Origin of the sequence: Agrobacterium pusense (genome assembly GCF_013285525.1) — a bacterium.
GTDB lineage: Bacteria > Pseudomonadota > Alphaproteobacteria > Rhizobiales > Rhizobiaceae > Agrobacterium > Agrobacterium pusense.
On the sequence record NZ_CP053856.1, the window covers coordinates 2,396,330 to 2,421,811 of the forward strand.

Annotated in this window: 18 protein-coding genes; 11 read left to right on the plus strand and 7 right to left on the minus strand. The window is 58.9% G+C overall.

Going from position 1 to position 25,482, the window contains the following annotated elements:
- Nucleotides 1-11 precede the first annotated feature (11 nt).
- Genes leuS through holA form a run of 3 tightly spaced genes read left to right on the plus strand, consistent with a single transcriptional unit; the run spans nucleotide 12 to nucleotide 4,229 of the window.
- Nucleotides 12-2,642: a leucine--tRNA ligase gene (leuS, locus tag HQN82_RS11655; RefSeq protein ID WP_173614908.1), complete on the plus strand. Its 2,631-nt coding sequence runs from the start codon at nucleotides 12-14 to the stop codon at nucleotides 2,640-2,642.
- Nucleotides 2,635-3,180 carry an LPS assembly lipoprotein LptE gene (gene lptE / locus HQN82_RS11660; RefSeq protein ID WP_006698300.1) on the plus strand — a complete coding sequence of 182 codons (546 nt, stop codon included), beginning with the start codon at nucleotides 2,635-2,637 and terminating at the stop codon, nucleotides 3,178-3,180. The genes leuS and lptE overlap by 8 nt, the downstream gene beginning before the upstream one ends.
- An 11-nt stretch (nucleotides 3,181-3,191) precedes the next feature.
- Nucleotides 3,192-4,229 (plus strand): DNA polymerase III subunit delta, encoded by a 1,038-nt coding sequence (holA, locus tag HQN82_RS11665; protein WP_004444036.1) that lies wholly within the window; start codon nucleotides 3,192-3,194, stop codon nucleotides 4,227-4,229.
- A 64-nt stretch (nucleotides 4,230-4,293) separates the two neighbouring features.
- On the opposite strand, the gene fdxA is transcribed toward holA, so the two are convergent.
- The 4 genes from fdxA to HQN82_RS11685 form a co-directional block, all read right to left on the minus strand.
- Complete coding sequence (fdxA, locus tag HQN82_RS11670; protein WP_004444038.1) at nucleotides 4,294-4,632, minus strand: ferredoxin FdxA; 339 nt, start codon at nucleotides 4,630-4,632, stop codon at nucleotides 4,294-4,296.
- 158 nt (nucleotides 4,633-4,790) lie between these two features.
- A complete protein-coding gene (locus HQN82_RS11675; protein WP_004444041.1) occupies nucleotides 4,791-5,207 on the minus strand; it encodes an RNA-binding S4 domain-containing protein in 417 nt (138 codons plus the stop codon).
- Nucleotides 5,208-5,211: 4 nt separating this feature from the next.
- Nucleotides 5,212-8,295 (minus strand): helicase-related protein, encoded by a 3,084-nt coding sequence (locus tag HQN82_RS11680; protein WP_173615017.1) that lies wholly within the window; start codon nucleotides 8,293-8,295, stop codon nucleotides 5,212-5,214.
- Nucleotides 8,296-8,753: 458 nt separating this feature from the next.
- The gene (locus tag HQN82_RS11685) at nucleotides 8,754-9,968 is read right to left on the minus strand and encodes a ubiquinone biosynthesis hydroxylase (RefSeq protein WP_004444046.1); all 1,215 of its coding nucleotides are present in this window, start codon (nucleotides 9,966-9,968) and stop codon (nucleotides 8,754-8,756) included.
- An 86-nt stretch (nucleotides 9,969-10,054) separates the two neighbouring features.
- On the opposite strand from HQN82_RS11685, the gene tesB reads away from it, so the two are divergent.
- From tesB to HQN82_RS11715, 6 genes are all read left to right on the plus strand, one after another.
- The gene (gene tesB / locus HQN82_RS11690) at nucleotides 10,055-10,939 is read left to right on the plus strand and encodes an acyl-CoA thioesterase II (protein ID WP_004444049.1); all 885 of its coding nucleotides are present in this window, start codon (nucleotides 10,055-10,057) and stop codon (nucleotides 10,937-10,939) included.
- A gap of 211 nt (nucleotides 10,940-11,150) precedes the next feature.
- Nucleotides 11,151-11,501, plus strand: a complete 351-nt coding sequence (locus tag HQN82_RS11695; RefSeq protein ID WP_004444057.1) for a P-II family nitrogen regulator — start codon at nucleotides 11,151-11,153, stop codon at nucleotides 11,499-11,501.
- Between the two features lie 29 nt (nucleotides 11,502-11,530).
- Nucleotides 11,531-12,877, plus strand: a complete 1,347-nt coding sequence (locus tag HQN82_RS11700) for an ammonium transporter (RefSeq protein WP_004444059.1) — start codon at nucleotides 11,531-11,533, stop codon at nucleotides 12,875-12,877.
- A 273-nt stretch (nucleotides 12,878-13,150) separates the two neighbouring features.
- Nucleotides 13,151-15,814: a DNA translocase FtsK gene (locus HQN82_RS11705; protein ID WP_037090121.1), complete on the plus strand. Its 2,664-nt coding sequence runs from the start codon at nucleotides 13,151-13,153 to the stop codon at nucleotides 15,812-15,814.
- A gap of 47 nt (nucleotides 15,815-15,861) precedes the next feature.
- Entirely contained in the window at nucleotides 15,862-16,587 is a 726-nt protein-coding gene (locus tag HQN82_RS11710; protein WP_162699296.1) for a LolA family protein, read from the plus strand.
- Between the two features lie 157 nt (nucleotides 16,588-16,744).
- A complete protein-coding gene (locus HQN82_RS11715) occupies nucleotides 16,745-17,548 on the plus strand; it encodes an exodeoxyribonuclease III (RefSeq protein WP_112765657.1) in 804 nt (267 codons plus the stop codon).
- A gap of 32 nt (nucleotides 17,549-17,580) precedes the next feature.
- Here HQN82_RS11715 and HQN82_RS11720 read toward each other — a convergent pair whose 3' ends face one another.
- Complete coding sequence (locus tag HQN82_RS11720; protein ID WP_004444071.1) at nucleotides 17,581-18,036, minus strand: cyclic nucleotide-binding domain-containing protein; 456 nt, start codon at nucleotides 18,034-18,036, stop codon at nucleotides 17,581-17,583.
- A 118-nt stretch (nucleotides 18,037-18,154) separates the two neighbouring features.
- On the minus strand, nucleotides 18,155-18,838 hold the full coding sequence (locus HQN82_RS11725; protein ID WP_004444073.1) for a response regulator transcription factor: 684 nt from the start codon (nucleotides 18,836-18,838) through the stop codon (nucleotides 18,155-18,157).
- A 183-nt stretch (nucleotides 18,839-19,021) separates the two neighbouring features.
- Here HQN82_RS11725 and HQN82_RS11730 point away from each other — a divergent pair, with 183 nt between their 5' ends.
- Nucleotides 19,022-19,525 carry a L,D-transpeptidase family protein gene (locus HQN82_RS11730; protein WP_107340696.1) on the plus strand — a complete coding sequence of 168 codons (504 nt, stop codon included), beginning with the start codon at nucleotides 19,022-19,024 and terminating at the stop codon, nucleotides 19,523-19,525.
- A gap of 71 nt (nucleotides 19,526-19,596) precedes the next feature.
- Here HQN82_RS11730 and HQN82_RS11735 read toward each other — a convergent pair whose 3' ends face one another.
- Nucleotides 19,597-20,166 (minus strand): CarD family transcriptional regulator, encoded by a 570-nt coding sequence (locus HQN82_RS11735; RefSeq protein ID WP_004444078.1) that lies wholly within the window; start codon nucleotides 20,164-20,166, stop codon nucleotides 19,597-19,599.
- Between the two features lie 541 nt (nucleotides 20,167-20,707).
- Here HQN82_RS11735 and HQN82_RS11740 point away from each other — a divergent pair.
- The gene (locus HQN82_RS11740; RefSeq protein ID WP_112765658.1) at nucleotides 20,708-25,468 is read left to right on the plus strand and encodes an NAD-glutamate dehydrogenase; all 4,761 of its coding nucleotides are present in this window, start codon (nucleotides 20,708-20,710) and stop codon (nucleotides 25,466-25,468) included.
- Nucleotides 25,469-25,482: the final 14 nt, after the last annotated feature.

Genomic DNA, 25,482 nt, shown 5'->3' on the forward strand with positions numbered 1-25,482 from the left:
AATTTTAGACAATGGCCATCGAACGTTACAATCCTCGCGACGCCGAGCCGCGCTGGCAGCAAAAATGGAACGAAGACAAGGTCTTCGTGACAGACAACAGCGATCCGCGTGAGAAATATTACGTTCTGGAGATGTTTCCCTATCCGTCGGGTCGCATCCACATGGGCCATGTCCGCAACTATGCCATGGGTGACGTCGTCGCCCGCTACAAGCGTGCCCGCGGTTTCAACGTCCTGCATCCGATGGGTTGGGACGCCTTCGGCATGCCGGCCGAAAATGCGGCCATGCAGAACAAGGTTCATCCCAAGGACTGGACCTACCAGAACATCGCCACCATGCGCGGCCAGCTGAAATCCATGGGTCTGTCGCTGGACTGGACACGCGAATTCGCGACCTGCGACGTGGAATATTACCACCGCCAGCAGGCGCTGTTCGTCGATTTCATGGAAAAGGGTCTGGTCTATCGCAAGCAGTCCAAGGTTAACTGGGACCCGGTCGACCATACGGTTCTGGCCAACGAGCAGGTCATCGACGGCCGCGGCTGGCGCTCCGGTGCGCTGGTCGAACAACGCGAGCTGACGCAATGGTTCTTCCGCATCACCGATTTCAGCCAGGACCTGCTGGACGAGTTGGACACGCTGGATCAGTGGCCGGAAAAAGTGCGCCTGATGCAGAAGAACTGGATCGGCCGTTCCGAAGGCCTGTCACTGCGCTGGCAGACCGTTGCTGACACGGCGCCGGAAGGCTTTTCTGACATCACCGTCTATACCACACGCCCCGACACGCTGTTCGGCGCCTCCTTCCTGGCCATTGCCGCCGACCATCCGCTGGCGAAAGAACTGTCGGAAAAAAATCCTGCGATCGCCGAATTCTGCGATGAATGCCGCCGCCATGGCACCTCTCTGGCCGCGCTGGAAACGGCTGAAAAGAAAGGCATCGATACCGGCGTCAAGGTCGTCCATCCGCTGGATCCGACCTGGGAACTGCCGGTCTACGTCGCCAATTTCGTGTTGATGGATTACGGTACGGGCGCGATCTTCGGTTGCCCCTCCGGCGACCAGCGCGACCTGGACTTCGCCCGCAAATACGGCCTGCCGGTCGTGGCGGTCGTCGCCCCTGAGGGCCCGGATGCGGAAAGCTTCACGGTCGATGACACCGCCTACACCGACGACGGCGTGATGATCAATTCCGGCTTCCTGAATGGCATGAAAACGACGGATGCCTTCGAGGCAGTCGTGCAGAAGCTGTCTGCGCAGACGCTGGGCAACGCGCCTCAGGCCGAGCGCAAGGTCAATTTCCGTCTGCGCGACTGGGGCATTTCCCGTCAGCGTTACTGGGGCTGCCCGATCCCGGTCATTCATTGCGAAGTCTGCGGCGTCGTGCCGGTTCCGAAAAAGGACCTGCCCGTCAAGCTGCCCGACGATGTGACCTTCGACGTGCCCGGCAACCCGCTGGACCGGCATCCGACCTGGCGTCACGTCGCCTGCCCGCAATGCGGCCATGACGCGCGTCGTGAAACCGACACGATGGACACCTTCGTCGATTCCAGCTGGTATTACACCCGCTTCACGGCACCTTGGGAAGATGCACCGACCGATCCGAAGGTCGCCAATCATTGGCTGCCTGTGGATCAGTATATCGGCGGCATCGAGCACGCGATCCTGCACCTGCTCTATTCGCGCTTCTTCACCCGTGCGATGCGCGAAACAGGTCATGTCGATGTCAAGGAGCCCTTCAAGGGCCTGTTCACCCAGGGCATGGTGGTTCATGAGACCTACAGCCGCGGTGAAGGCACTGCACGCGAATGGGTGCCACCTGCAGATCTGCGGATTGAGGAAACCGACGGCACACGCCGCGCCTTCCTGCTGTCATCCGGCGAAGAGGTGAAGATCGGCTCGATCGAGAAGATGTCGAAGTCGAAAAAGAACGTGGTCGATCCCGATGATATCATCGCATCGTACGGCGCCGATACCGCACGCTTCTTCGTGCTTTCGGACTCGCCGCCGGATCGTGATGTGATTTGGTCCGAATCGGGCGTCGAGGGCGCGAACCGCTTCGTACAACGCGTCTGGCGCATCATCGGTGAAGCTGCCGAGGAGCTGAAATCCGTCAGGCCGAAGCCTGCAACCGAGGGTGAAGGGCTGGCGGCCTCCAAGGCGGCCCACAAGACGCTGAAGGCTGTTCAGGAAGATCTGGACAAGCTCGCCTTCAACAAGGCCATTGCCCGCATCTATGAACTGGTCAACGCGCTCGCCGGTCCGCTTGCGGATGTCGCTGCGGGCGGCAAATCCGACGACGTCAAGGCAGCAGCGCGTGACGCCGTCGAAATCCTGATCCGCATCATCGCCCCCATGACGCCACACCTGGCGGAAGAATGCTGGGCGGCGCTGGGCAATGAAGGCCTGGTGGCTGAGGCGTCATGGCCGACCTTCGTGCCGTCGCTGGTCGAGGAAAACGACGTGGTCATGCCCGTGCAGGTCAATGGCAAGAAGCGCGGCGAATTGACAATCGCGCGCGATGCGGATCAAGATGCGGTCCGCGCGGCTGCCCTTGCTCTGGATGCCGTCAAATCTCTTCTTGCCGGCGGCGAGCCCAAGAAAGTCATCGTGGTTCCGCAGAGGATTGTGAACATTGTTGTCTGACGTTTTTTCGAGATGGAGCCGCGTCGCGGCAGCAATTTCCGTCGTGATGATGGCTGGTCTTCTGGCGGGCTGCCAGGTGCGCCCGCTCTATGGCGAGGCTTCCGGGACCAAGGAAAGGCTGGCGGCCGTCAGTGTATCTGATATCGGCGGCAGAGTTGGACAGGAAGTTCGCAACCAGCTAATCTTCCTTCTGGCTGGCGGCGCTGGGCAGCCGACGACGGCGCAATATAACGTCAAGGTTTCGGTAAGCTCGAGCGCTTCCTCGACAGAGGTGCAGAATTACGACCTAACCACACGGACGAACAACAATTACGACGGGCCGTATCCAGGCCGTGTCATCATGAGCGGCCAATACGTGCTGACGCGCATTTCCGACGGTCAGATCCTGCGCTCCGCACGCCGCAGCGTGACGGCGCAGGTGGATCTGCCACAGCAGGAATTCGCCAAGATCCGGGCGACCCGCGACGCCGAAAACCGTGCGGCGCGCGAACTTGCCGAAATCATCCGCACCGACATAGCCGCCACCCTCGGCCGCTGAGAGCGGCGGCCGTGGCGGAGATAAAGTCCCATGAATTTGAGCGCTTCGCCGAGAATCCGGCGGAGCGCTTTCGCGTTTTCGTACTCTACGGGCCGGATCGCGGTCTCGTATCAGAACGCGCAACCCTCATCGCCAAAAAGACGGGGATAGATCCCGACGACGCTTTTGCGTCGCTGAAATTGACTGCGTCCGATCTCCAGGGCGACCCGGGGCGTTTGCTGGACGAGGTGAACGCCATTGGTCTTTTCGGCGGCGAGAAACTTGTCTGGGTCAAGGGCGCGTCAGCTGAAAAGGCGCTGGTGGATGCCCTCCAGATTCTGGCGGAAACGCCGCCGGAAGCGAGCTTTCTCATCATCGAAGCAGGCGACATCAAGAAGGGCACGGGGCTGCGCAAGATCGCGGAACCGGCTCGATCCATCGCAGCCATTCCCTGTTACGCGGACGATGCGCGCGCACTGAACGCGTTGATAGACCAGGAACTTTCGGGCGACAATTTGCGTATCGCGCCTGCCGCGCGGCAACGGCTTATCGAATCGCTGGGGGGCGACCGTATCGCTTCACGAAACGAAATCCGCAAGCTGGCACTTTATTGCCGCGGCGCAGAGGTAATCGAGGAAGACGATGTTCTGGCCATCATCGGTGATGCCAGTACGGTTTCAGCCGATGACGCCGTTGACGCCATCCTGAAGGGTGACAGAAACGCGTTTTTCCATGCCACTCAGAAGATCATTTCTTCCAAGACGCCGATCTTCCTCGTGCTTCAGGGGTGCCTCAAGCAATTCCAGCTGCTCGATCAGATGCGCGCCGAGATGGACGAGAAAAAGCAGCAGGCCGGTCAGGTCATGCAGACGCTTGGACGTCATATCCATTTTCGCCGGAAACCGGTCATCGAAAGAGCGCTGCGCACATGGCAGCCAGCGGCGATCGCGCGCGAGATGAACCGACTGCAGGCGGCCATCCTGCAAAGCCGCCAGCGCCAAAGTCTGGAGGAAAGCGTGGCCCTACTGACACTATTATCCACCACGCTGCAATCCGGCCGCGGCGGATAAACAAAAGCCCTCGTGCAGACGAGGGCTTTTCAAATGTTAGTGCGAGACCGTCGCAAATCTGCGGTCAGTCGCCCTTGCCGGGCTCAGCAGAGAAATAAAGCTCCAGCTTGCCTTCGACACCATCCATTTCCTTGGCTTCCGGCATCGGGTCGCGCTTGATGGTGATGTTCGGCCAGATCGCGGCATATTCCGCATTGAGCTTCAGCCACTTGTCGAGACCCGGCTCCGTATCGGGTTTGATGGCCTCGGCAGGACATTCCGGTTCGCACACACCACAGTCGATGCATTCGTCGGGATTGATGGCGAGGAAATTTTCGCCCTCGTAAAAGCAGTCGACAGGGCAGACCTCTACGCAATCGGTATATTTGCAGCGGATGCAATTGTCGGTCACGACATATGTCATGATGAACTCCAGAATATGCAGGCCGGGTCTTTGGGCTTCGGAACACAAGCCGTCGCCCGGAATTCAGACAGGGCAATTTCGCAAGTGACGTAATGCCTTTGCTTGCAGATAGCAAGGATAAACAATTCTGAAAAACGGTGCTGACTTGGAGGTTTATTCTAATCTGTACTGCCGTCGCTGTCGGACAGAAACCTGTCGAGCGCTCTGCGCTCCTTTTTCGTCGGGCGTCCGCTGCCCGGCTGGCGCATTGCCTGCTCAAGGAGTGTCAGCCTGTCGGAAGGCTCCTTCGGCGGCGTCTGATCGTCATAGAGAAGTCTGGCTTCTTCATAGGGGCCGCGCCGCGTCCCGCCCGACTTCACCACCACGACCCTGTCCATCCGCTCGAAGCTTATTTCCAGCCTGTCGCCGGGCTTCACCGCATGACTGGGCTGGCGGACGACGACGCCATTGATCTTCACCTGTCCCGACTGAACGTAGCTCTGGGCGAGCGAACGGGATTTAGCCATGCGGGCAAAGAACAGCCACTTGTCCAGACGCTGACGCGTGCTTTCCAGTGGCTGTTCGCTGTTTCCCATAGGCTTACTTCTTCAGCTGCTCCTTGAGGGCAGCGAGCTTTGCGAAAGGCGAATCCGGGTCCAGCGGCTTTTCCTTGCGCGGTGGCTTGGCCTCGAAACGCTGCTGGCCCTGCGGCTTTCCGCCACGGTCGCTGCGCTCCGGCCTGTCCTTGCGCTCGCCACGATCATGACGATCATTATTGCGGTTGTTGCCGCGATCGGGACGGCCGCCGTCACGCTTGCGCTCGCCCTCGCCGCCACGATTGGCTGCATCGCGGTTTGCCCCGTCGCGATTGTCACGGCGGCCTTCGCCGCGTCGCTCGCCTTGCTCGCGCGCTGCCTGCTCACGACCCTGGCCACGATTGCCGGGACGACGGTTTTCACCACGCTGGTTTTCATTGCGGCCACCCGGACGCCACAGAAGCACGGGCTTCGGCTCGGCGGCCTCACCGCTTTCCGCCGGAGCCGCTTCATTTGCAGCAGCCTCTTCACCGGCGGCTTCCGCGACCGGTGCCTCGGTAACGTCGCCTTCCACAACAGCAACCGCTTCGGAGGCCTGCTCTTCGGAAGCCGGCTCGTCCTGCTCGGTCTCAGCGCTATCCTCTTCGCCCGCCGTCGTTTCCGGGGCAGCCGGCGCGGTGGCGCCTGCCTGGCCGGCGAGGAAGGCCTGCGCCTCTTCCGCCGTCACCTGATCGGCACGGTAACCGAGGCCCTTGAGGATTTCTTCCATGTCATCGAGCGTTGCGCCGAGAATGGAAAGCATCGCGGTCGTCGTCGTGAAACGACGGCCATCATAAGCGCCTTCGGGGCGCGGCTGCTGGCCGGGCTTCCACTGCAGCAGCGGACGGATGAGATCCGCCAGGCGTTCGAGAATGTCGATACGCACCGCGCGCTTTCCGAGGAAACGGAAACCGGCAAGCTTGTAGAACATGCGCTCGTAGCTGGCATCCGTAACGACCGAGGTGCGGCCTGCAGCCAGGACGGGAATAAGGTCGCCATAACCCGGTTTGCCAAGACCATCATTCTTCAAGGCCCAGAGCAGCGTCACAAGTTCTGCCGGAGCAGGCTTCAGGAGCGCAGGCAAAAAGACATGATAGGCGCCGAAACGCACGCCGTAACGCCGCATGGAAGCACGCGCGTCCTGATCCAGCGACTTCACGTCTTCCGCGACGTCACGACGGAACAGCACGCCGAGATTTTCCACCAGCTGGAAAGCAAGACCCTTTGCGAGACCCTGAAGGTCTTCCGCGCGGGAGATATCATCCAGCGGCTTCAGCACGGTTGCGATCTGGTGGTTGACGAAACGCTCGATCCGCGCGAGCGCGTGATCACGGGCATTACCGCTCAACTGCTCGTCGGCCAGCAGGATCACCCGCGGCTTCATGATATTGTCGCCGGCCGAAAGACGGGCAACCGGCTCGCCCAGCCAGCGAACCAGACCATCAGAGCTCAAAGCGAGATCGCCATTTCCACTGGCGTGCAGACGCGCGGCACGCGCCTCGTATTCGAGCGCGAGCGCCTTCTGCGCCGCAGCCTGCACGGCCTTCTGATCCGGCCCTTCCATTCCCGGCACCGGCGTGAACCGGAACCCGGCCAATTGGCCGACGTGATGACCTTCTACGAAGACATCACCATTTACACTGATTTCAGCTTCAAGCATCGCATTCTCTCTCAGGCGCCTCATGAGCACAGATGTCCTGCGATCAACAAAGCGTTTCGTCAACCTTTCATGTAGCGCATCGGACAATCGATCCTCGATTTCCCGAGTCTTTTCTTGCCAGTGTGTCGGATCGGCAAGCCATCCTGGGCGGTTCGATACATAAGTCCATGTTCTGATCTGCGCAATCCTCGCAGACAAGGTATCGATCTCTCCATCCGTGCGGTCGGCGCGACGCACCTGTTCGGCCATGAAATCCTCGTTCACCGTACCGCGCTTGACGAGGTCGAAATAGAGCGTGGAGATCAGATCCGCATGCTGCGCCGGCGCGATACGGCGATAGTCCGGAAGCGCGCAGGCCTCCCAGAGCTTTTCCACCCGTGCATCGGTCGTCGTCACGTCGATAATTTCGGGATAACGGGACAGATACTCCAGCGCCTGCTGGTCGATGGCCGGCAGGGCGCGCGAAAGCCCCTGGATCGCCGGCGCAGCGTCAAGGCTCGCACGCAGATTGGCGATAGAGGAAAAATCGAAGTTTTTCGTCCGCCACTGCAACACCTTCACCGCATCGAACTGATGCGTCTCGATCCGCTCCACCAGTTCGTCATCGAACGGGTCGACACGGCCTGTCACCCCGAAGGTGCCGTCACGAAGATGGCGGCCGGCGCGGCCGGCGATCTGGCCGATTTCGCCCGGATTGAGATTGCGGAATTGATAACCGTCGAATTTTCGGTCCTGCGCGAAAGCGACGTGATCGACATCGAGGTTAAGGCCCATGCCGATAGCGTCCGTCGCGACCATATATTCGACATCGCCGGACTGATAGAGACCCACCTGCGCATTGCGCGTGCGGGGCGAAAGCGCGCCTAGCACAACGGCCGCGCCGCCCCGCTGGCGGCGCACCAGTTCGGCAATGGCATAGACCTCATCGGCGGAAAAAGCGACAATCGCCGTGCGCTGCGGCAGGCGGGTTATCTTCTTCTGGCCGGCATAAAAAAGCTGCGACAGACGCGGTCGCTCCACCACGGTAATTCCCGGCAGCAGCTTTTCGAGGATCGGGCGCATCGTGCCCGCCCCCAGCAGCAGCGTTTCCTCCCGACCGCGCAGATGCAGAACCCGGTCGGTAAAGATATGCCCGCGTTCGAGATCGCCTGCCAGCTGCACCTCATCGATTGCAACGAAGGCGGCCGTCGTTTCGCGCGGCATGGCTTCCACTGTGCAAACGGAATACTTGGCTTTTGGGGGTGAGATTTTTTCTTCGCCGGTTATCAGCGCCACATTGGGCGCCCCCACCTTTTCGACCAGACGGGTATAGACCTCGCGCGCCAAAAGGCGCAGCGGCAGGCCGATGACACCGCTGCCATGCGCCACCATACGCTCAATCGCGTAATGGGTCTTGCCGGTGTTGGTGGGGCCGAGAACGGCCGTGACACCGCGGCCGCTCAGGATCATGGGGCGAAAATTCAACGTACTATCCGCGAATCGACTTCATCTGCTTGGCGTGCCACCCACATCAACGGTATGGGCCGCACGCACCACACATGGCAACGCCTGCCGACAAAGGCAATAGGCCTCACCCGCAAAGTGCTACAAGGCAACCAGTCAACGAAATTTTCCATTTCGATTCAGATAGTTGAACAAGAAAAAAGAATCCGGCGAAAATGAAATCGATTCGGCTGCGGAACAGTCTGCGAACGAATCGAATACGAATCGCTGACTCCCCTTGATTCAGCTTTTGTTCTCCGCAATATCTGGTTGGCGAAGTCACGGCCTCTACCAGATTATGAATCCGGATAAGTCCTTGGCCGGATTCGGCATTACGGTAAAACCGCCGGTCGGAAAATCCGGGAATCGGCTGTCAAGCGCCAATCCCCGAAAAGCCGTTCCGAAGCCGGCTCCACAAGCCGAGATCAGAGTGCCTCACCGGTGAGCAAACGCGGCGCATTTGCATCCGTGGTACCGGCGGCCTGGCCAATGAAATAGGATTTGAGACCCGGCAAACGATCCACCACGCCGAGACCGAAATCGCGCATGATGCGAATGGGACCGACATCATTGGAGAACAGCCGGTTCAGCACATCCGTGGTCACCCCCATCCGCAAGGTGTCGAACCGGCGCCAGGACTGATACCGTTCCAGAACATTGAGGGAGCCGATGTCGAGGCCGAGACGGTCAGCTTCAACCACGGTTTCGGCCAGAGCCGCCACATCCTTGAAACCGAGATTGAGGCCTTGACCCGAGATCGGGTGAATACCGTGCGCCGCATCACCGGCGAGCGCGAAACGCGACGCGACGAAGGACCGTGCCAAAGTGAGACCCAGCGGAAAGGCGCGTCGGGGACCGACAGGGCGGATCGTGCCGAGCTTGTGGCCGAACCGGCGCTCAAGCTCCTCCTCGAACACCAGGTCGTCGGCGGCCACAAGCCTGTCGGCATCGGCGGTGCGTTCGGTCCAGACAAGCGAAGACCGGTTTCCCTTCAACGGCAGAATGGCGAAGGGTCCGGATGGCAGGAAATGCTCCTCGGCGCAGCCTTCGTGCGGTCGCTCATGCTCAACGGTCGTCACGATGCCTGACTGATCGTAAGCCCAGTGCACCGTCTTGATGCCAGCCATATCCCGAAGAGCCGAGCGAACACCATCACAGGCAATCAGCAATCGCGCTTCGAGCGTCGATCCGTCGGAAAGGTGAATAGCCGTCGACTGCGGTCCTGCGGTAAAATCGGAAACACTGAGGCCGTGGCGGATTTCTATGCCCAGGCGTGCGCAAAGGCCCCGCAACGCGCCTACCAGAGCGACGTTGGGAACCATATGGGCAAAGGGCCGGCCCTCTTCCACCGCGCCGTCAAACGTCAGGAACACGGGACGTACCGGATCGGCGGTTTTCGAATCGGTAACGATCATCTTGTGGATCGGCTGGGCTTCCGGCTCGATCTCGTTCCAGATGCCGAAAACATCGAGCATGCGGGTAGCCGCTGCGATAATGGCGGACGCGCGAACATCCTTCGCCCAGACATCCTCAGGAGCGGCTTCAATTACCTGCACATTCAGATGCGGGGCCGCCTGCTTGATTGCCACAGCAACGGAAAGACCGACATATCCGCCGCCTGCCACCACAACGTCCAGCATCGCGCTTCTCCTCAAATCTTGTGCACGCATCATCAGCGCACTATAGACCATGTGATGTCTTCCTACAGCCGGAGCAGGCCGAAAAAATGTCGCATCCCTTGCAATCGTCAGACCCGATGGCAAATCTCATCGCCACGCTCGATCTTGAGAAGCTGGAAGAGAACCTTTACCGGGGCGAAAGCCCTCAGATCGGCTGGCAACGGGTTTTTGGTGGTCAGGTCATTGCACAGGCCCTGATCGCAGCGCAAAGAACCGTGGATGACGATCGCTTCGTGCATTCGTTGCACGCCTATTTCATGCGTCCCGGCGACCCGCTGGTGCCCATCGTCTACCAGGTCGAGCGTATCCGCGATGGCGCCAGTTTCTGCACCCGTCGCGTGGTCGCCATCCAGCACGGCAAAGCCATTTTTTCCATGTCGGCGTCGTTCCAGATATTCGAGGACGGTTTTACCCATCAGATCAGGATGCCTGATGTGACGCCGCCTGAAAAACTGATGAGCGAGGAACAGATGCAGGCGGCTTTCCTCGCAAAGGCGCCCGCTTCAATCCGCAACTACTGGAGCAACAAGCGGCCGATCGAGATCAGGCCGGTCTCGCTGACCCACTACATCTCAAAAGAAAAGCTGGAGCCGCAGCAGGATATCTGGGTCCGTGCCGTTGGAAGCGTACCAGACGATCCGCGCCTGCAATCCGCCATTCTCGCCTATCTCTCCGACATGACGCTGCTGGACACCTCGCTCTATGCCCATGGCACGACGATCTTCGATCCTTCGATCCAGGTGGCAAGCCTGGACCACGCCATGTGGTTTCATCGTCCCTGCCGGCTGGATGACTGGCTGCTCTATACACAGGACAGCCCCAGCGCCTCGGGCGCGCGTGGTTTGACCCGTGGCAATATTTTCACCAGACAGGGTGAACTGGTCGCCTCCGTGGCGCAGGAAGGTTTGATCCGCAAACGGGCAAATGATTAAATAAAGTGCGTTTTCTAAAAATCGCACATTTTATAGACGCAAAATTCGCCGACAAATGCCCCTTTTTCAGACGTCCGTCATATAAACATTACATTTCAATAAGTTAGCTACACACTCAAAACTGGCACGCCCTTTGAATGTATGTCCGCAGTCGCTGTTACTGATCTGCCAGCGGCAGGAGAGTCGGCTCCGTGCCGAGGACAAACAAAGGATGGGAAACCAGATGAAAATTGTGATGGCCATTATCAAGCCGTTCAAGCTGGATGAAGTGCGCGAAGCACTCACCGGCGTCGGCATCCAGGGCCTGACCGTGACCGAAGTAAAGGGTTACGGGCGCCAGAAGGGACATACCGAGATTTATCGCGGCACGGAATATGCGGTGAGCTTCCTTCCCAAGCTAAAGATCGAGATCGCTGTTCCATCCGACGTCGTGGACAAGGCCGTCGAAGCGATCGCATCTGCGGCAAAGACCGGGCAGATCGGCGACGGCAAAATCTTCGTTTACTCAATTGAACAGGCCGTGCGCATCCGTACCGGCGAAACCAACACAGAAGCGCTTTGAAGCACGGCTGACAGGGGAGTTTTCTAGCTATGCAACTCAACAAGTTTTTGACGCTCGGCAAGCTGGGCGCAACAGCGACGGCCCTGATGGCCCCGGCCATCGCCTTTGCCCAGGATGCAGCGCCGGCCGCAGCCGCAGCGCCTGTTCCGGAAAAGGCCGACACAGCCTTCATGTATGTCGCCACAATCCTCGTGCTCTTCATGATCCTTCCGGGTCTGGCGCTGTTTTACGGCGGTCTCGTCCGCACGAAGAACATGCTCTCCGTTCTCATGCAGTGCACGGTCATCACCGCTGTCATGATGCTCATCTGGGTCATCTACGGTTACTCTTTCGCCTTCGGCGGCGGCACCGGCCCTTATTTCGGCGGCTTCGGCAAGCTTTTCCTGTCGGGCGTTTCGCTTGACAGCACCTCGGCAACCTTCTCGCAGGGCGTCGTGATCTACGAATACACCTTCATCGCCTTCCAGATGACCTTTGCGGCCATCACCCCGGCGCTGATCATCGGTGCCTTCGCGGAACGCGTGAAGTTCTCCGCCGTCATCCTCTTCACCATCCTGTGGGCCACCTTCGTGTATTTCCCGGTCGCCCATATGGTCTGGGACGCAAACGGCCTGATCTTCGGCATGGGCGCTCTCGACTTCGCCGGCGGCACGGTCGTCCACATCAATGCCGGTATCGCAGGCCTGATCGGCGCGATCATGGTCGGCAAGCGCACCGGCTTCGGCAAGGACATGATGGCTCCTCACTCCATGACACTGACACTCGTCGGTGCAGCCATGCTGTGGTTCGGCTGGTTCGGTTTCAACGCCGGCTCCAACCTCGAAGCATCGGGTGGTGCGGTTCTCGCGACCATGAACACCTTCCTCGCAACCGCAGCCGCCATTGTTTCCTGGTCGCTGGTTGAAAGCTTCACCCGTGGCAAGGCATCCATGCTGGGCGCCGCGTCGGGCATGATCGCCGGCCTCGTTGCCGTCACACCTGCTGCAGGCTCGGTTGGCCCGATGGGTGCCATCGTTCTCGGCCTCATCGTCTCGCCGATCTGCTACTTCTTCGTCTCCGTGGTGAAGAACAAGTTCGGTTACGACGATACCGCTGACGTCTTCGGCGTTCACGGCATTGGCGGCATCATCGGCGCACTCGGCACCGGCATCTTCACCTCGCCGCTACTCGGCGGCACCGGCAAGCCCGAATTCTCCATCGCCTCGCAGCTCTGGACGCAGTTCGTGGCCGTCGCCATCACCATCGTCTGGTGCGCCATCGTCTCGGCGATCCTTTACAAGATCGTCGATGTGATCGTCGGGCTCCGCGTCCCGGTCGAAGCCGAGCGCGAAGGTCTGGACCTCGCCACCCACGGCGAAGCCGCTTACCACTCCTGATATCGGGAAAATGGGGTTCTCCATCCCCATTCCCAAAAGAAAGGCCCGTTTCGACGGGCCTTTTTCTTTGCCGCCAATCTGCCGTAACGCAACCGCTTCAAAGCAGAAATTCGCTCAAACGCTCACCTTAAAACGCTCTGGCATCCTCAAAAAACCGCATGGTTAACACGACATTAACCAGCTGGCGGTTAGTTTTCCCTGTCAATCCGGGATCAGGCCGTGTGCCGGATCTCGCCGAAACCAAAAAATGACGGGTTCAGGGACATGGGCAGAATGCATTCTCCGACATTCGATGGTCGTCACACACGTTTTGTGCTGACGGCGTTTTTCGTGCGGCAGATTATGGCTCTGGCCGGTTTCGCTCTGCTTGCTACGATTGCACTCGGTATCGCCGCGCTCGCGACGTGGAATGTGGCGGATCCGAGCCTGTCCTATGCCACAGGAAACCAACCAACCAATCTCCTGGGCTACGGCGGCGCGATCTTCGCGGATATCGTTATGCAGTTCCTCGGGCTTTCGGCAATCATTTCCCTGCTGCCGGTCATTGCATGGGCGATCGCCCTGATCGCCGGCCGCAAGCTGCAGCGCATACCCGCCCGCCTCGTGGCCTGGATCGCGGGCGCGATCGTCTGCGCCGCCTCCCTCGGCTGCTTTCCGGCTCCCGTCACCTGGCCGCTGCCGAACGGTATCGGCGGCGTGATCGGCGACATGATCCTTCGTTTTCCCGCCCTATTCATCGGCGCTTATCCCACGGGCACCGTTGCGACGATACTTGGGGTAATATTCGCCGCGCCGGCTGCCTGGCTCATGCTGTTTGCCGCGGGCATTGTCGGCGGTCTGGACGATGAACTGGAGCGTGAAGAACCCGCACCGGCCGTCAGCAAGGCCCGCGCCGTCCGCGAGGCGGAAGAGGACGACGAGGATGATGGCGAGGGTTTCTTCGCCAATATTCTCGCCTTCGGCGCACTGACGCACTACTGGTACATCACCCAGGCCCGTTTTCGTCGCCTGTTCGGCCTGAAGTCGAAATCGTTGCATGACGAATTCGAACATCCCTATGATTTCAACGAGTATGAATTCGGCACGCTAAACGAGCCGTCTCGCCTCAAGACGGCGATCAACCGTCTCGACCAGCGCGCGGAACCCTCTTTCGAAGAACGAACTGCATCGCGTCGCCAGATGTCTCCTCCCTCCATCGCGCCCGGTCATGAAGACGATGGGGACGGCGAGCCGTCCTTCGGTACTGACGAGGCCCGCCTGCCAAGTGGCATCCTTTCCGATGACGACGTCGACCAGAAATTCACTGCCCGACAGGCGCCGGGACGCGGACAGACGAAAATAACCGCTCCTTCGGCACGCCCGAAGCCCAGTGAGCGTGTGGCACGCGAAGCACAGGCCTCTTTCATCGCTGCAGACGGTTTCCAGCTTCCTACCGTTCATCTTCTGGCGGAGCCCAAGAACATTGTTCGCGACAATACGCTAAGCGAAGAGGTGCTCGAGCAGAACGCCCGTCTTCTCGAGGGGGTTCTTGAAGACTTCGGCGTCAAGGGTGAAATCATTCATGTCCGCCCCGGCCCGGTCGTCACGCTTTACGAGCTGGAACCGGCCCCCGGCATCAAATCGTCGCGTGTCATCGGCCTCGCGGATGATATCGCCCGCTCCATGAGCGCGATCGCCGCCCGCGTGGCCGTTGTTCCCGGCCGCAATGCCATCGGCATCGAACTGCCGAACCAGACCCGCGAAACCGTGTTCCTGCGCGAACTGATCGGCAGCCGCGATTTCGAAAACAGCAAAGCCAAGCTTGCCATGGCGCTCGGCAAGACCATCGGCGGCGAACCCGTCATCGCCGATCTCGCCAAGATGCCGCACCTGCTCGTTGCAGGCACCACCGGTTCGGGCAAGTCCGTTGCCATCAACACCATGATCCTGTCGCTGCTTTACCGCATGTCGCCGGAACAGTGCCGCCTGATCATGATCGACCCGAAAATGCTGGAACTGTCGATCTATGACGGCATTCCGCACCTGCTTTCTCCCGTCGTCACGGATCCGAAAAAGGCGGTCGTCGCGCTCAAATGGACGGTGCGCGAGATGGAGGAACGCTACAAGAAGATGTCCAAGATCGGCGTGCGCAATATCGACGGCTTCAACAGCCGCGTGCAGCAGGCGCTCGACAAGGGCGAAATCCTCACCCGCACGGTGCAGACCGGTTTCGACCGCCAGACCGGCGAGGCAATCTACGAAACGGAAGAGTTCGATCTGAAGCCCCTGCCCTATATCGTCGTCATCATCGACGAGATGGCCGACCTGATGATGGTGGCCGGCAAGGATATCGAAGGCGCGGTGCAGCGTTTGGCGCAGATGGCGCGTGCTGCCGGCATCCATGTCATCATGGCCACCCAGCGTCCTTCGGTCGACGTCATCACCGGCACGATCAAGGCCAATTTCCCGACGCGCATCTCATTCCAGGTCACCTCGAAGATCGACAGCCGCACGATCCTTGGAGAGCAGGGCGCCGAACAGCTGCTCGGCATGGGTGATATGCTTTACATGGCGGGCGGCGGACGCATCCAGCGTGTGCACGGGCCCTTCGTTTCCGACAATGAAGTGGAAGAGATCGTTTCCTATCTGAAGACACAAGGGTCGCCGGAATATCTGGAAGCGATTACCGAGGAAGAAGACGAGGACGGCGCTGGCGCAAGCCCGGCCGGCGGCGGCAGCTTCTCGGATTCCGAGGACCCCTACGATCAGGCCGTGGCCGTCGTACTTCGCGATGGCAAAGCCTCCACCTCCTATGTGCAGCGTCGTCTCGGCATCGGTTACAACCGCGCGGCATCGCTGATCGAACGCATGGAGCAGGAAGGCATTATCGGCCCCGCCAACCACGCCGGAAAACGCGAAATCCTCGTTCCCACGGAAGCAGATATCATCGAGCGATAATCCGCAACCAAGCGGCGCCGAGAAGCGTTATTACACGCTTTCACGTCATGAAGCCGCCGCGTTTTTCGCGGACAATCGCTGCGATGAAGGAGAACAGAATGAACGACCTGACCACCGGCGAAACGGCCAATGCAAGCGCAGCGCAAAATGGCGTGACGCGGCGTGGGGTGCTGACGGCATTTTCCATGGCTGCCGTGATCGCTGGCATCTCGCCGCTCGACGCCTTTGCCCAGGCAGCCGGCAATACCGCAACGGCACAGAAGATCGCGAACCACTTCTCGTCGGTAAAAACCATGATGGGTGAATTCGTGCAGTTCGGCCCGCGCGGAGAACAGACCGGCGGCAAGTTCTACATCGAACGGCCAGGCAAGCTCCGCTTCAATTATGAAGACCCATCGCCGATGCGCGTCATCTCCGACGGCAAGAATGTCGTCATCGGCAATATGAAGCTGAAGACATGGGATCTCTATCCCCTGTCGAAGACTCCGCTCAGCCTGCTTCTCTCCGACAAGATCGATCTCAGCAACCAGAAGGTCCGGGATGTGAAGGAAGAATCTGACCTGACCACCATCATCCTCGGTGACAAGAGCGTGTTCGGCGATTCCACCATCACGCTGATGTTCGACCCGAAGACGTTCGATCTGCGGCAATGGACCACGACGGACGCCCAGAACAAGGACACGACCGTCATGATCTTCAACGTTCAGACCGGCGTGAACCTCGATGAACGTGTCTTCAACATCAATTATGAAGAAGTACGCAAGCGCGGCTGACGCTCCCTGTCGATGTATACTGTGTGAAGGCGGCTCTCAGGCCGCCTTTTTCATTTTGCCGCTAAAAGACATTCCCGTTTTCGTCACGATGTTATAAGCCTGCGCCCCGGAAACAGCCTTGAGGCCTTGCTTCGAGGCGATAAAGCGGAGCTCATTTATGTCGTTTTCGATAACCACCTGGAACATCAACTCGGTCAGGCTCAGAATGCCGATCGTCGAGCAGTTTCTGGTGCGTTACAAACCCGACATTCTCTGCCTGCAGGAAACCAAATGCCCGAATGGCGAGTTTCCAATGAAGCCGTTGAAGGCGCTGGGTTACGAGCACGTGATCATTCACGGCCAGAAGGGCTATCATGGTGTCGCCATCGCCTCGAAAATCCCGCTGACGGAAGATCATCGGCAGGATTACTGCGGAATTGGCGACGCGCGCCACATTTCCGCGATTGTCCAGGTGGGATCGCGCCGCATCCGGCTCCATAATTTTTATGTTCCGGCAGGCGGCGACGAACCTGATCGCTCAATCAATCCGAAATTCGGCCACAAGCTGGATTTCATTGAGGAAATGAAGACATTGCGTGCCGATGGCGTGCCGGGCACCTCTTCCATCCTCGTCGGCGACCTCAATATAGCGCCGCTCGAAAACGATGTCTGGTCGCACAAGCAGCTTCTCAAGATCGTCAGCCACACGCCGGTGGAAACCGAGGGTATGCTGGACATCATGAAGAAGGGCAACTGGCTTGATCTGATGCGGCTGAATGTGCCGGCGACGGAAAAAATCTATACGTGGTGGAGTTACCGCGCCAAGGACTGGGAAGCGGCTGATCGCGGCCGCCGCCTCGATCACATCTGGTCGTCTCAGGATCTCGGCCCGTCGCTTGACAGGATCGAGATATTGCGGGAAGCCCGCGGCTGGAACCGACCATCCGATCACGTTCCAGTCACCGCCCATTTCCGGTTTTGAACCAATGCCGGACGCGGTGATCTGGCGCGCGGTCACATGAAGCGGTTCTGCAAACGGGCGGCACCGGCGGCCAGAGACGCGATATTGTCGCGAATGCGCGCCGAAACGATGTCGGCGACCTCAGGAAACTCTTCCACCAGACGGTGAAAGAGAATGCGCGTTATCCGGATGACTTCGGAATCCTCCGCAGCCACGGCAGTAAATTTTCTTTCGCAAAGGGTAAAAAGCGCAAGTTCCGAAAGCAGGGCGCCCTTTCCGGGCGTTGCCTGCAGCACAGGCTTACCGTCCCGGCCGGCTGAAAAAAGCTCGAAATGACCTGACGTCACGGCAAAGGCGCATTCGGCGGGGGAGTGTTCGCGAAACAAGGTCTGTCCCGCCGCGACACGCCGGCGCTCTGCGCCGAAGGCGATGAGCCGCAGCTGATCATCACTGAAGCCCGCAAACAACGGCACTTGCCCCAGCAGCATGATATCGTCGGTCAAGGCCATGTCGATTGTTACTCCGGAAAACCGCCTGCGTTGCTATAGCGGTTTTCCAATATCGGCCTTCAAAACACAAGGTGCTAGAGCAATGCTCAACAACTCGGGGGGACCCCCCGGGGGTCTATCAGGGGACGATCTTGTAGCCGCCGTTCTCGGTTACGAGAATCTCGGCATTGGAAGGATCCCGCTCGATCTTCTGACGCAGGCGATAAACGTGCGTTTCGAGCGTGTGTGTCGTGACCCCGGAATTGTAACCCCAGACCTCTTCCAGCAGGACGTCGCGCGTCACGACCGTGCTGCCTGCCCGGTAGAGATAACGAATGATCGCGGCCTCTTTTTCCGTCAGCCGGATTTTCTTGCCGTCTTCGGTCGTCAAGAGCTTCTGGCTGGGCTTGAACTGATAAGGACCAACGGTGAAGACCGCATCCTCGCTCTGTTCATATTGACGCAACTGGGCCCGGATGCGGGCGAGAAGCACGGCGAAGCGGAAAGGCTTTGTCACATAGTCATTGGCGCCAGCCTCAAGGCCGAGGATCGTGTCCGAATCCGTATCGTGACCCGTGAGCATGATGATGGGCGCCTTGAAGCCGCCCTTGCGCAAAAGCTTCACGGCTTCGCGGCCATCCATGTCGGGAAGGCCGACATCCATGATGAGTAGATCGACCTGCGAAGTTTTGGCGGTCTGCATCGCCTGTGCGGCGTTTGCGCCGCTCAACAGCGAGAATTCCTCATAGGGAGACAATTGCTCGGTCAGCGTCTCCCGAAGATCGTCGTCATCGTCCACGAGAAGGATAGTGCGAGCCGTCATTCGGATTCTCAGCCTTTCTTACTTTAATCGTCAGCCAATTCAGCGGTTTGCCGGTAAAAGGTCAACCCATTGCCATCACATGATGAAGTGCTATGACTTCACGTTAAATAACCTGCAAAGCAAAATCTCGTGAAAAACATGAGCAAACGTCCCGTAGAACAACGTAAACGCGCATCAACGCTCATGGTTCGGCCAGCTCCTTTGAAAATCAACCGGGCCATCGTTCAGCTCGGCCATCTCACATTTCCGGCCGCCATCGGGCGCAATGGCCGGACCGCACGAAAACGGGAAGGTGATGGAAGGTCGCCGATTTCCGTGACCCGCCTGCTGCATGGCTTTTATCGCGGCGACCGCATGTCCGCCATCACGACTGCCCTACCGATGCAACGCACGCGGAAATCGATGCTGTGGTGTGATGAGCCCGGCAACCCCAATTATAACAGGCTGGTCAAGGCACCTTTCGCGCCGAGCCACGAGGACATGATGCGCACAGATGGCCTTTACGATGTCTGTCTCGTGCTGGACTGGAACGTCACCTCAAGAAGCCGCAACCGCGGCTCGGCAATCTTCATGCATATGATCAGGCCGGGATATGAACCGACAGCAGGTTGCGTCGCACTTCATCCCCGCGACATGCGGCGCGTCCTGCCGCATCTGCGCAAAGGCACGAAAATCCGCATCTTGTGAATTAAGCCGGCACTTTGACAACAAAAAACCCGCCATAAAGGCGGGTTTTTTTAGAAGGAAGAGGCCGGCGATTACGCGGCTTCGTCCTGAGAATCGTCTTCTTCGACAGCCTTGCCGCGCTTGGGGCCCTTGGCAAGGTTAACTTCCACCAGGCGAACAGCCTCGGTTTCGGACATCTTGTTGACAGCGGCGATTTCGCGCGCCATGCGGTCGAGAGCGGCTTCGTAAAGCTGGCGCTCGGAATAGGACTGCTCAGGCTGGTTTTCCGCGCGGTAGAGATCGCGAACGACTTCCGCGATCGCGATGAGATCGCCGGAGTTGATCTTCGCATCATATTCCTGCGCACGGCGCGACCACATGGTACGCTTCACACGTGCCTTGCCCTGCACCACTTTCAGCGCCCGCTCGACAAAATCGCCTTCGGAAAGCTTGCGCATGCCGATGCTGACGGCTTTGGCGACGGGAACTTTAAGACGCATCTTGTCTTTTTCGAAATCAATGACAAAAAGCTCAAGCTTCATGCCGGCGACTTCTTGTTCCTCGATGGCAGAAATGGTACCGACACCATGAGCGGGATACACAATCGCTTCACCGGTTTTAAAGCCGTGATGTGCTGGAGATTTCTTCTGCTGGGTCGTCATTCGTTCTAAAAACTCCCTGTTACATACCCGGGGATGCCGGGGTTGGGTCGGTCAGGCCCTGATGAGACGGGGGAACCGTCAGGTGATTCCGCACTGGTCCAGCCGTGCACGCAAAAATACACCTTCCCGCCTCGCGGGGTTCGATAACGTAAACGCTCGATATGTCACGGAAACCGCGTGCAAAAGAGGTGTTGCTTTCGTGGTGTTTTTGGGCACACAAATGCCGCGCTGTGGATCAGTGTTGTTGGTGTACCACAAAAATAGGCGCAAATCAATAATTTGCTTCAACCGTGGCCGCAACATCACATTGCGGCTCAAGAACCGCTTAAAAATTAGCCGCAAAAATACTGTCGTATGCTTCTAAACTGAGCCTCGCGAGAAAAGAAGCAAAAAAATTTCACTTACCGCCTGAAGAAACACGATAGCCTCTTAAACTCTTCGTAATTCCACGCCAATATCCGATTCGACTGAAAAGGCAAAATCCGCAAATTGGCGATGCTTTTTTATATTAAAGTGTGATTTTTGGAGGAATCCACGTCAAATGGGCTACAGAAACAATCCAAAACGCGAAAAACAGATCGAAAAAGCGCGCCAGCAGGCAATTGCCGAAAATGTCGAATTTCTTGATCCTGGTATTCTTTATGGAAGGGCAAGTGTCGACGATATAGAATATTATTCCGCCGAGATGCTGGCGGCGAGTGCCGCCCACAGTTTCCAGGCGCTTTCGCGATGGACCGGGGACACCCCTCATATCAGCATTTCCCAAGTCGAGGGTGTTTCCCCGCGGGACGTGCCGGTAACGGTTCTGACCATTATCGGCCGCAACATGCCCTTCCTCTACGATTCTGTTATGGGCGAAGTCACCAGCAGTTATCGTGGTCTTTATCTTGCCGTGCACCCGATCCTCGTCCGAGACGATGATGCGAAGGGTGGTTACCGCCTTGCCGAGCCCGATGATGATCCGGCCGGCAATATAAGTCTTATCCAGCTGCACATCGCACCGCTTTCGCAGCAGGGAGCCTCGGCTCTGGAGGAGCGGCTTCGCTTCGTGCTGAAGCAGGTGGAATCGGCCTATCGCGACTGGCGGCCCATGCTGGCGAAGCTAGACGAGGCGTTGGATGAACTGTCGAAACGCGGCTCGTCGCGGCGCAAGGCCGAACGGACGGAGGCGGTCGAATTCCTCAACTGGCTTCGCAACGACAATTTCACCTTCCTGGGCATGCGTGACTACACCTATTCGGGCAAGGGGAAGAACGCGAAGATCGAGCGCGGTGACGGCGTCGGCCTCGGCAGCCTCAGCGACCCGGATGTCCGCGTGCTGCGCCTCGGCAAGAATGCCGTGACGACGACACCGGAAATCCTTGCCTTCCTCGATGGCCCGGATTTCCTCATCGTTACCAAGGCTAATGTGAAGTCCATCGTGCATCGTCGCGCCTATATGGACTATATCGGTATCAAGCGCTTCGACGAGGACGGCAATGTCGTTGGTGAGCTGCGCATCGTCGGCCTTTTCACCGCCACCGCCTATACGCGTTCGGTCAAGCAAATTCCCTTGCTGCGCGCCAAGGTCTCGGAAGTCGAGCGGCATTTCGGCTTCGATCCAAACAGCCATTCGGGCCGCATCCTGCAGAACACGCTGGAAGCCTATCCGCGTGACGATCTTTTCCAGATCGAAACCGACCTTCTGATCCGCTTCATCGAGCAGATCATGGAGCTCAGCGACCGTCCGCGTGTGCGCGTGCTCGCACGTATAGACCGTTTCGACCGCTTCGTTTCGGCCATCATCTTCGTTCCGCGCGAGGAGTATAATTCCTATGTGCGCGAGAAGATCGGCGATTATCTGAGCAGGGTCTATGACGGGCATATCTCTGCCTATTATCCTGCCTTCCCCGAAGGCGCCGTTGCCCGCGTCCATTTCATTGTCGGCCGCACGGAAGGCAAGACGCCCCGCATCGCCCAGGACAAGCTCGAAGATGCCGTCAGCGATATTGCGGCACGCTGGATAGATCACTTCGTCTCCTTGTCCGAACCGGGCGCACCGGTGCTGGAAGTGGATCAGGCCTATCAGGAAGCTTTCACGCCCGAAGACGCGATCGGCGACATGCCTGATATTCTGGCCGCTGTGAAAGGCGACCCGGTCCGCATTGAATTCTATCAGCAGGAAGGCCAGCCGGCGGGAACGCTATCCCTGAAGATTTTCCACCGCGAAGGCCATCTTCCGCTTTCACGACGTGTTCCGCTGCTCGAAAATCTTGGTTTTAATGTCATCAGCGAGCGCACTTTCGATATCGGCGTCGTGGCGGATGGCGAAAAGCACGACATCGTGCTGCACGACATGGAACTATCGGTCGCGGCCAGCACGACACTCGACCTGCCGCATTACGGACAGAAACTCGAAGAAGCTTTCCTTGCTGCTTTTTCAGGAAAGGTGGACAATGACAACTTCAACCGACTGATCCTTGCCTGCGGTCTCACAGTGCGCGAAGTCTCGGTGCTGCGCGCCTACGCGCGGTACCTGCGCCAGACCGGAATCGTCTATTCGCAGGAACATATCTCCGAAACGCTCTATAAATATCCTGACATCTCCAGGAATATTTTCGCACTGTTCAAGGCCGGCTTCGATCCATCCATCGAAGAGAAGAAGCGGCTGAAGAAACTCGCGGAAATTCATAAGGCAATCGAAGCAGCCCTGAGCGGCGTTCCCAATCTCGATGAGGACCGCACCCTCCGGCGTTACGTCAACGCCATCGATGCAACCCTGCGCACCAATTACTTCCAGAAAAATGCCGACGGCACGCCGCGTGACATTCTGGCATTCAAATTCGATCCCAAACATCTGGACGGCCTGCCCGATCCGCGCCCCTTCCGCGAAATCTTCGTTTACGGAACGGAGGTCGAAGGCGTGCATCTGCGCTTCGGTAAGGTTGCACGCGGTGGTCTGCGCTGGTCGGATCGCGGCCAGGATTACCGCACGGAGGTGCTCGGTCTTGTCAAGGCGCAGCAGGTGAAGAACGCGGTCATCGTGCCAGTCGGCGCCAAGGGCGGTTTCTTCCCGAAGAACCTGCCCGCCGGCGGCTCCCGCGACGAGGTCTTTAATGCCGGCCGCGAGGCCTATAAGACCTATATCCGCACACTGCTGTCCATCACCGATAATATTGTCGACGACGCCATCGTGCCGCCGGCTGACACATTGCGGCTCGATGGTGACGACCCCTATTTCGTCGTCGCCGCCGACAAGGGAACGGCCACCTTCTCCGATACGGCAAACGGCCTTGCCCATGAAGCCAGCTTCTGGCTGGACGATGCCTTTGCATCGGGCGGTTCGGCCGGTTACGACCACAAGAAGATGGGCATCACCGCGCGTGGCGCATGGGAGACGGTGAAGCGCCATTTCCGGGAGATGAACACCGACATCCAGACCACACCCTTCACGGTGGCGGGTGTGGGCGATATGTCCGGCGACGTCTTCGGTAACGGCATGCTGCTGTCGGAGAAGATCAGGCTTATCGCCGCCTTCGACCACCGCGATATCTTCATTGATCCGGATCCCGATACCGACAAATCCTTCGTCGAGCGCAGGCGGCTGTTCGAATTGCCGCGTTCCAGCTGGCAGGATTATGACCGTTCGGCTCTCTCTGCCGGTGCGATGATCATTTCGCGCTCAGAAAAATCGGTGACGCTGACTCCGGAAGCCGTGGCGGCCATCGGCATCGACAAGTCAGTCGCCACACCGTTCGAAATCATGACCGCCATCCTGAAGGCCCCGGCCGATCTCCTCTGGTTCGGCGGCATCGGCACCTACATCAAGGCGGCGGTGGAAACCAATGCCGAGGTGGGCGACAGGGCAAACGACCCCATCCGCGTCAACGCCACGGAGGTGCGCGCCAAGGTCATCGGCGAAGGCGCCAATCTCGGTATCACCCAGAAGGGGCGCATCGCCTATGCGCTTTCGGGCGGGCGCTGCAATTCCGACGCCATCGACAACTCGGCAGGCGTGAACTCCTCAGACGTCGAGGTCAATATCAAGATCGCACTCGCCTCCGCCGTCAATAGCGGTCGCCTGACGATGCCGAAGCGTAACCAGCTTCTCGCCTCCATGACGCCTGAGGTGGCGCAGCTGGTATTGCGCAACAACTACCTGCAATCGCTGGCGATCTCGCTGACCGAGCGGCTGGGCCTTTCAAACCGGGAAGAACTTGGCCGCCTGATGAGCGCACTGGAGGCAACCGGGCAACTGAACCGAAAGGTCGAAACCCTGCCCAACAATGCCGAGTTCAGCGAGAGATACGCCACCGGCAAACCGCTGACCCGGCCAGAGATCGGGGTGCTCCTGTCCTATGCCAAGCTCACTTTGTTTGATGCACTGGTGGCAAGCACGCTTCCCGACGAACCCTATCTCCAGCATCTGCTGGTCGATTATTTTCCGGCCAAGATGCAGAAGAACTATGCCGATGATATCAAATCGCATCGCCTGCATCGCGAAATCGTCGCGACCGCACTTGCCAATGCCGTGGTCAATCGCGGCGGCCCCGGCTTCGTGCAGAAACTTGCCGATGCAAGTGGTCTGCTTGCGGCCGATGTCGTCAAGGCAGCGGTAATCGTTGAAGATGGCTTCGGTCTCAAACGACTGTGGAGCGAGGTCGATGCGCTTGACGGCCAGATCGGGGGCGAAGTTCAGAATGGGCTTTATGCCACGATCACGCGTATCTTCACGGATGCGAGCAGGCTCTATCTGCAAACCGGGAGCGCGGGTGCGACCCCGGGCGACATGGCGACGGAAATCGAGCGTCTGAAAACCGCGATCAAGACGCTGTCACCGGCAGCGGCGAAATATCGCCGCGAACTCGGCATCACGGAAATCGACGGGGTTCCTTCCGCTCTTCTGGAGGAACTCGATACGCTCTCGCTGCTCGTCTATGTGCCTGAAATCATGCGCATCGCCGAGAGTGCGGGCACAACGCTCGCGCGCGCCGCTGAAAGCTACGCCACCGTCTCCTCGACCTTCCGTGTCGCGCGCCTGCTGGATGCCAGCCAGCGCATCACACCGGCGGATCACTACGAGAGCCTGGCTCTCCTGCGCAGCCAGGACCAGATTTCCTCATCGAGACGCCGGATCGTTATCTCCGCCCTGACAGAATATGCCAGGGAGAAGGATCCGGTTCAGGCCTGGTATGCGGCGGATCGCGTGCGGGTCAATCGTATCGTCTCCGAACTCGGCGCGCTCAGCGAGAGCGGCGATACAAACCTCGCGCGGCTCACCGTGGCGGCGGGCCTGCTTGGCGATATCGTTCAGGCACGCTGATTGGCCGCCTTAAA

What these genes read in the sequence shown, in the direction of transcription:
- leuS (WP_173614908.1), top strand. Translation starts at nt 12, where the DNA reads ATGGCCATCGAACGTTACAATCCTCGCGACGCCGAGCCGCGCTGGCAG.
- fdxA (WP_004444038.1), bottom strand. Translation starts at nt 4,632, where the DNA reads ATGACATATGTCGTGACCGACAATTGCATCCGCTGCAAATATACCGAT.
- HQN82_RS11675 (WP_004444041.1), bottom strand. Translation starts at nt 5,207, where the DNA reads ATGGGAAACAGCGAACAGCCACTGGAAAGCACGCGTCAGCGTCTGGAC.
- HQN82_RS11680 (WP_173615017.1), bottom strand. Translation starts at nt 8,295, where the DNA reads ATGATCCTGAGCGGCCGCGGTGTCACGGCCGTTCTCGGCCCCACCAAC.
- HQN82_RS11685 (WP_004444046.1), bottom strand. Translation starts at nt 9,968, where the DNA reads ATGCTGGACGTTGTGGTGGCAGGCGGCGGATATGTCGGTCTTTCCGTT.
- tesB (WP_004444049.1), top strand. Translation starts at nt 10,055, where the DNA reads ATGTCGCATCCCTTGCAATCGTCAGACCCGATGGCAAATCTCATCGCC.
- HQN82_RS11695 (WP_004444057.1), top strand. Translation starts at nt 11,151, where the DNA reads ATGGGAAACCAGATGAAAATTGTGATGGCCATTATCAAGCCGTTCAAG.
- HQN82_RS11700 (WP_004444059.1), top strand. Translation starts at nt 11,531, where the DNA reads ATGCAACTCAACAAGTTTTTGACGCTCGGCAAGCTGGGCGCAACAGCG.
- HQN82_RS11705 (WP_037090121.1), top strand. Translation starts at nt 13,151, where the DNA reads ATGCATTCTCCGACATTCGATGGTCGTCACACACGTTTTGTGCTGACG.
- HQN82_RS11710 (WP_162699296.1), top strand. Translation starts at nt 15,862, where the DNA reads ATGAAGCCGCCGCGTTTTTCGCGGACAATCGCTGCGATGAAGGAGAAC.
- HQN82_RS11715 (WP_112765657.1), top strand. Translation starts at nt 16,745, where the DNA reads ATGTCGTTTTCGATAACCACCTGGAACATCAACTCGGTCAGGCTCAGA.
- HQN82_RS11720 (WP_004444071.1), bottom strand. Translation starts at nt 18,036, where the DNA reads ATGGCCTTGACCGACGATATCATGCTGCTGGGGCAAGTGCCGTTGTTT.
- HQN82_RS11725 (WP_004444073.1), bottom strand. Translation starts at nt 18,838, where the DNA reads ATGACGGCTCGCACTATCCTTCTCGTGGACGATGACGACGATCTTCGG.
- HQN82_RS11730 (WP_107340696.1), top strand. Translation starts at nt 19,022, where the DNA reads ATGGTTCGGCCAGCTCCTTTGAAAATCAACCGGGCCATCGTTCAGCTC.
- HQN82_RS11735 (WP_004444078.1), bottom strand. Translation starts at nt 20,166, where the DNA reads ATGACGACCCAGCAGAAGAAATCTCCAGCACATCACGGCTTTAAAACC.
- HQN82_RS11740 (WP_112765658.1), top strand. Translation starts at nt 20,708, where the DNA reads ATGGGCTACAGAAACAATCCAAAACGCGAAAAACAGATCGAAAAAGCG.